Annotated in this window: 1 pseudogene; it reads right to left on the bottom strand. The window is 37.2% G+C overall.

Features of this window, described 5'->3' with window-relative positions:
- Positions 1–7,562 (bottom strand): annotated as a pseudogene (locus RYK20_RS10405) (hypothetical protein); the annotation flags it as partial.
- Between the last annotated feature and the right edge of the window lie 175 nt (positions 7,563–7,737).

Here is a 7,737-nt window from a genome sequence, read left to right as displayed (position 1 = left end):
AATAGTGTGCTTACCGAAGTAGGGCACTCTGTACGAGCTGGAGCTACTGTAGGAGCTGATGGATTAGTAAGTGCTATAGTAACCCCTACTTTATCCGTTTCACAAGAGGCGTTGGACTTACTTACAGTATAAGTATCTGTTGTTGTAAGTTGCTGATTATCATCACTTACCAACACACCATTTTTATATACTTTTACAATAGTAGTATTGGTATCTACTCTTGCCTTGAGAGCAGCTACATTTGCTCCTTGGCAGAACGTATAGGTCTGTCCAGCAGTTGGTCTACTTAAAACAGTTATGTTATAGTTAAAAGTAAGTACATTGGCTCCACAGGTAAGTCCTTCTGCCTTGACAGAGTAAGTACCTGAATGAGCAGCTTGTAGAGAGTTGATCTCTAACTTAGGCAATGTAGTCTCTTGGGTTGTACCATTAGGCAATGTCCAAACATACTTGGTCGCTCCTATAGGTCTCAATTCTATAGTAAGGGCTGCCCCTTCACAATAAGCTGTATTCAGCGGATTCTTCAATAGAAGATTTGCTTGAGAAGCATCTGCTATAGGCAACTGACGCCATACAGGTTCTGAAGCACAAGCCGAATCAGTAATTCTCACCCAACGAGAGTTCTGTCCTGGTGCGAAAGTACCTAAGTTTGTAAAGGTTACTTCCACTCCCTTGGCAGCCGTTTGGGTAGCGATAAGCGTACCATTCTTTACATCATACAGCTCATATTTATAAGTGCCAGAACCACCTATACCATTGATGGCTTTTACCACAATTTTACCTGTATTGTTCTCACACTTATAGCCTATATAGCCATTTCTATCAAAGTTAAGAAGTACATCATCTACACTTATATCAAAAGTACGTGCACAACCTTCTGTACCACCAGTACTTATATACTTAATTAGATCTTGTTCTTCTCTACCTCCTACACCTATTCTTGCACCATATATAAAGGTATAACTACCTTCAGAATTTTGGTTTCTAGGTAAGGAGAAATACTGGTCAGCCGAAGCAGGATTAGCTGGGTCATATACCGCTTTGATATAGGTCTTACCTCCTACAACATCGGATAAGTTGCCACTTACTGTTACATCTCTATCGGTTATACCATTAGGACGTCTGAATAGGTATACATAAATTTTTCTATTTTGATTATTTACCTTAAGCCAATCAAAATTAGCATTTCCTCTGAAAGGATATACCTTTACTTTAGTACATTCAGTTTCTGTTGCAGGAGTCAATGCTTTCTCTTGATAAGGTGGCTGCACCAAATCAAATTCTTGCTTAGCGGAATTTCTACCACTATATACATAGGTTACATTTCCACAAGTATCTTCTACTTTAATCTTATAGGTACCCTCAGGCAAAGTAAACATTTGGGTCATATCATCTTGACGAGAAGTTGCCATAATGTTAGTTGCCCGCTTATTAGGATCTGTATATTGGATAGTAACAGGCACATTGAGTCTCAATTTACCTGGTTCATCTGTATATCCAGGAGGCGCTTGCAACAAGGTAACTTTGAAACCATTCATAGAATACATAGTTCCTGACTGGTTCACCCTATGGTACACTTGTATATTTCCCTTAGGTGCTTCATTACTTCCAAAGCATCTTGTTTGAGGAATATATTCTCCTCCAGGACGTATTAAGCTATAAAAATCATCAAAACTATTAGTTTGTGTCTGTGTTTGTCCATCTCGAGAGGTGAAAATTACTTGGTAACGGCGATCTCTCTTGAAAGGTTGTCCATTACTCAATGTAGTAACATTCTTTCTCTCAGTAGCATAGGTGATTTGTCCCTCACCTACCTTTTGCCCTGTAGTTGTATCTTTTATTTCATAACTTACAGGATAACACACCATTTGGTTCTCGGCAGTTACTGACATCTCTGGCGACTGGCAAGTACCTCCAAAGACAATACCTGTATTCATAAAGCTCATTCTACCCACGAGCATCGGAGTTGCTTGGTTATTACAGCTGTTATGTCCTTTGATACGGAAATAGAACTTAGGATGTTTAGATGTGTCTCCTTTTAAGTCGTTATAGGTACGATTATGCACTCGCAAATCATAGTATATTACATTATTTATAGCAGAGGACGTACCTGCTGGCACAGTGAAAAGATCACGCCACACTATACGTGCATCATTAGGGTTACCTCCATAGTGCTCCTGTAAGTCTTTGTCAGAATAAGCCGTATATTCATATAGTCGTACTAACTCAGGCGTATTGAAATACTTATAGAATGGTGAGTTGGTATTGTTACTATAACGAATATCTAAATAATCACAACTGGCTTGTCCTCCATTTTGGAGGTCTCTGTATGTTTGATCATTACCAAAATCATTATTAGACCTATCAGGTGCTGGAAAATCACGTTGCATACGAGCAATCGTTGCAGGTACAGGCTGTCCATTGGCAAGGTTACAAGTTATCAATCTTGCCTTATAGGTACCCGCAGGCATATTATAGCGTGTAAACTTCACAAAAGGAGTAGCTCCATCTTTGTCACTCTCTGTGATTGTGAATTCAGTAGCTCCAGTATAGCCTGTTGGGTACTCAGTAAGCTGTACTCTGTAAGACTTACCTGTTTGAGCATTCTGTATTTGGAAACGCAACTGACCTGTAGAGATACAATTAAGAGAATTGTTCGTAGATTGGAAGTTTAGCGTTTCATTACCTCCTGTACCTTGTTGTACAGTCACTTTCACCCTTGTACTTTCACAGGTTCCTCCAGCATTAGTTTGTGCCACATAGTAGTCTCCAACAGTAAGAATAGTATTGGTTGCCAAAGGTGTCCCTCCTGTAGCTGATTGATACCAACGAATATTAGGTCCTTGTGGTTGTAAATTAGCCACAGTAGCAGTAGCACCACAAACTATTTGTGTAGTTTGTGCTACAGTAGGTGCATTAGGTTTGATTATATCTACTATACGAATTGGAGAAGGACATCCTCCTGTTGGCGTATAGGTATAGCTATATTGGGTAGCTGTGATCGGAGTATTATCAGCCAAAGGTGCCGAAGTAGGTGGATCCACAGTCCCCTCATATATTTTAAGTGTTTCTGCAATACGAGCTGGTTCAGCCGCTCTTATTGCTGTACGGAGCTGACCTACGGTAGTAGGACAGGTTTCTATTTTATTGAACCCTCCAGGTTGTGGTGCAGTTCCTATGCTATAGGCAATAAGTCCTTTCGGACTGATACACTTACCTGCTTGCTCAATAGTATAATAATAGGTAAGCGCTGTATTGATAAATGCTGTATCTGGTTGCTGGTCATAACGATTACCATTCTTAAGATAAATCTTAGCTGTACTATCCCCTATAGCTGTACGCAAATCAACAACTTTAGGTGTTGCTGAACAGAAAGATACTACTTTAGTTGGTGCAGGGGTTACATTAGTTGATTTAGTTAAGGTAATAATTGCTTGAAGGCTAGGACATTTTCCAGCATTTTCCAAAGTATATTGGTACTTATCCGCCATATCCCAATCAATAGGATCTGTAGAAGTTTGTAGCACTCCATCTTTATATACTTTCTTATTGTTTCCTGTTATTTTAGCCAATAAGTCAGCCACGGTAGTGTTTTCACAAAGAGAAACACTAATAGGAGCTGCTGGAGTAACATCAGTTGAAGCAGAAAAATTTAATTGCTTAGGAGCTGATTCACATTTTCCTGTTTCTGTTACAGTATAATATAAAGGTTGAAAAACAAAAAATTCATTTGGCGTATATTCACTATATCGTTCTGAATAATCATCCTTTATATATAATTTTATACCATTGGCTTCTGCATTAGGATAAGATTCCCTTATCTTAGCTTTGACTTGTTCATGAGTTACATAGGCATTTCCTCGATTATCCAAACTTGTACAAAGAGAGAGTGTTTTAGCCTCTACTTGTGTAACAGCTTTAGCGGTGAAGGTAACATTTGCTTTAGCTGTTTGACAATTATCACTCACCTGCTTAGTATAGGTAATATTACTATCACTTGTAAGCTGATAGTTATCTGGTAATATAGTGTTATTTTGATAAATAAAAATTTTAGCAAAATCATTAGGATCTATCAGCTTTTTGAGCTGAAGTACATTTAGTGCACAAATAGTCCCTAAGCTCTTTGCTGGAAGAGCTGCAGTAGAAACTTTATTTACCTGAATAGCAAGGACTTTACCATTACAAAAACCTGATTTTGTATATCGTAAATATACTGTCTTAGGAGTTCCTTCTGTAAGTGTCCCCAAGGAACTTGTCTCTGACTTTTTATTATTTTCTGCATTAGCATCCGCTAGATTCTCATACCAATCAAAGCCTACATTAGCCGATCTTACACTTGAATTATTAGCTAAGATATATTCTTTTATATCTTTATATGTAGGTGCTACTTTACAGATATTTACTGTTGTATTTGTGTAATAAGACACAACAGGAGCTACTGTAAGAGTATTCTCTACTTCTAATATCCTATCACCACAAGCATTCAGTACACTATATACAAAAGTGATTGTTCTACTAAGGAAGTCTATCGAATTAATATTTACAATTCCATCATTAGGTACACTTACAACACCTGCTTTATCTCGTATTTTGGTTATAACAGAAGGATTAGCTGCTAGATAAGTTGTAAGATCAGCTGGTTTGTTAAACAAACTGTTCAAATCAAAAGTTTCATTGGCAACACTACCATCTATACACTTCCTTACAGGAGTATTAGCTGGCATTGTAAATGTAGGCATAGTAACTACCTTACGCTTGAACTTATAAGATTGCAAGTTAGCCCCAGCGATACAAACATTTACATCACTAGAGAACTGTCCTGTAAGCCTTACACCATAAGTATGAGTAAAATCATCATCTGTTAATGAATTAATTACCAATTCGTGACTCGTTCCCAAGATATGGGAAGGATTATCAGAGCGATACCACTCTATTTTGACCTTAGTTCCAAGTTGAGGTATAGAGAGTTTTGCTTTTTGTCCTGTACAATAGAACTCTTGTTCTGTCTCGAGTTTAGGAGGAATAAAGTTAGACACTTTATAGTCCACAGTTCTAGCTTCTCTACAAGAATCTTCTACCTGAAATACATAGCGAGCCTCACTATCAGAACCATCTATATTGAGGAAGAAGTTTTCGTCATCGGATGCTATATTAAGAGGGGTTGTCACTCCCGCTACTACTTTCGAAACAAGCTTATAAGTGTATGGAGGAATTCCTCCACGTGGTCGTACTGCTACTTGATATTTATTATTGTTACAACCAAAACCATATACTTTTGGTTCAAGCATTGTTCCTCTAAATTCCTTCTCAGAAATCACCTGCTTACAATCATAGCTTACTCCTTGTCTCATAAAACCAGAAGTAGCTGAAACAAAATAAGCTAAACGGAATTTTCCTCTTGTATTACCTGTTATCTCATATTGATAAGGTGCATTATTACTAGGAGTGAACAGCTCTACTCTTTCCCATTGTCCGTTCTCATCATTATAACGTTCAATCAAGAAAGAAGTATAATCTTTCATTTGAGTAGTCGTATAGATAAAGTTTAGTTTAGGTGTACACCCTTCTACCCAACTGATGTTATAGGTTTCTCCTGCCAATTCATACTCCTGACTTGCAGTTACTCCACAAGTATTGGTATGTTCTATGGTATATTTACCTTTAGGTAAATCCCTTACCATCCAATATTTATCTGTTATACGCTCACTATCCTTTATTATATAAGGTAAGGTCATCCCTGCAGGAAGCTTTGACGTATCTGCAGTGGTAGACTTAAGCACTATTTGAGTAATAGGACTACCTGTACGTTGCTCAATTACCAATGTTGCATAATCAGTACCAGAGGCACTTACTCCCTTACAAGTCCCTGCTGGATGAGGATATATCCCAGAAGGAATAGCACTACTTGCTGGAATTATCACGGTTTTTGTTTTTACCCTATCACAGTTTTCATAAACCATTTTGAAAGTAAATTGCTGTCCTGCAGTAAGGAATTGTGGATCTACAAGATTAGAATCATTACCATCTAACCTTTTGGCATATTTATTATTCAAAGAAGGATTAGCACTGGTAATTTTATAGAAACCAGCAGCTTCAGGAATGAAGCCTGAAGGATAATTCTCTAAAACAAAGTAGACAGGGATATTAGTATCCCTAGTGGAAGCAGTAGAATATACAGTATTCCTTACAATTGCTACTGAATTACAAGAATTTCCTACCGTTATATTATTTAATGTTACATTTATTGCATCAAAAGGATCATCTACTGTAGCCTGTTTTTCTGGAATATTTTTTGTGGTACCACAAGATATGAGTTGTGAATTTATCTTCCACACACCATATTCTACAGGATAGTTTTCTCGTATATAGTTACGAGTATAGAGAAACGTTTCTACTCCATTGCGTTGAGATATCGCAAAAATAGTCTCCAACTCTCTGCGATTATTAATAACATAAGTCTTAGCATAGGTACGATTTGTTGGAGATTGAAAAGTTACATTGATTGTAAATGGATAAGGAAATGCATCCGCATCCAATATTTCTTTAAGATTATCTATCTCAAAGAACAAACGATCAAAACTCACATAACGACAACCATACTCCCAAGCAGCTAGATTTTCCATTCTATTGATGGTAAAATTGTAGTTCTTAACAGTAACAGGTTTAGGCTGCTGAGCATTCCCTCCTCCTATGGCACAATAGTCTTCTACTCTTACCTTATAGTTACCTACGGGAATATTGGTAAAAATATTGGATGTTTGACGAGTAGTAGCAGTACTATAGGCTGTACCATCAGCTTTGAGCAATGTAAAATAAAGAGGATACTTACCTTTGGTTACATTTACTTGTATATTTCCATTATGCCCAGGACATACCGAAGGTACATACAAGACTGTATACTCTGTATCCTCCAGAGCTAATTTCACCTCTATGTTTTGTGCTTCTATTTTTTGAGTAGGATCAGTCTTATGTTCAGCTAGAATATCATACTTCCCTGCTGCAATGGCTTGTACTCCACTGGCAGGTGAGATATGTTTAGAGCGATCATAATTTGCATCTGTACTTTTCTTGATAAAGAAATTATAATTTGCTTCATTAGCTCCTGTGCCTATAAGCTTGAAAAAGATTCCTCCTCCTTGTAAGCACCATTCTTTCTCTACCCTTATCGATAGTGCAAGTGTAGTTTGTGGAGTAATGGTATAGTCAAATCCTGTTTCATAGGAACAAGCTCCATTCTGTACCTTAAGAGAGAATCTACGAGTTGTATTTACTACTCCTATAGGAATACGAAGAGTAATTTCCACTGGAGTACCTGTATAAGTCTTACTATAGACAGCACCCGACTGATCGGTAAGGGTATAAGTAGTCCCCGCTAAAGGATAGCGAACAACAAACTCACCCACTGTTCCCTGAGTAATTTTCTCAAAAGTAGTAATACGCGTTTGCTCCAGAGCCTTCTGTATATTTGAATCACAACTCTGTGCAAGCAATCTCCCTGAGGAAAAAAACAAAACAAGAATTAATAAATTAATAAATAGTGGTTTCTTAATTTTCTTTATCATCTTTTATTTTTTAATAGGATAAATTTGGGCGCAAAAATATCACATTTTTTTGTTTTTGTGGTAAAAAGTTATTAACAATTAAGATTTATTCTGTTTAAAAAAAGAAAAAACTATCCTTTCGGGATAGCCTCTTCTGTTAAAAAGTCAATATTTATTCTGTCTTAAGGTATAACCA

Origin of the sequence: uncultured Capnocytophaga sp. (assembly GCF_963525585.1) — a bacterium.
GTDB lineage: Bacteria > Bacteroidota > Bacteroidia > Flavobacteriales > Flavobacteriaceae > Capnocytophaga.
The sequence above is the reverse complement of the archived record's forward strand: the minus strand, read 5'-3'. Positions and strand labels throughout refer to the sequence as shown.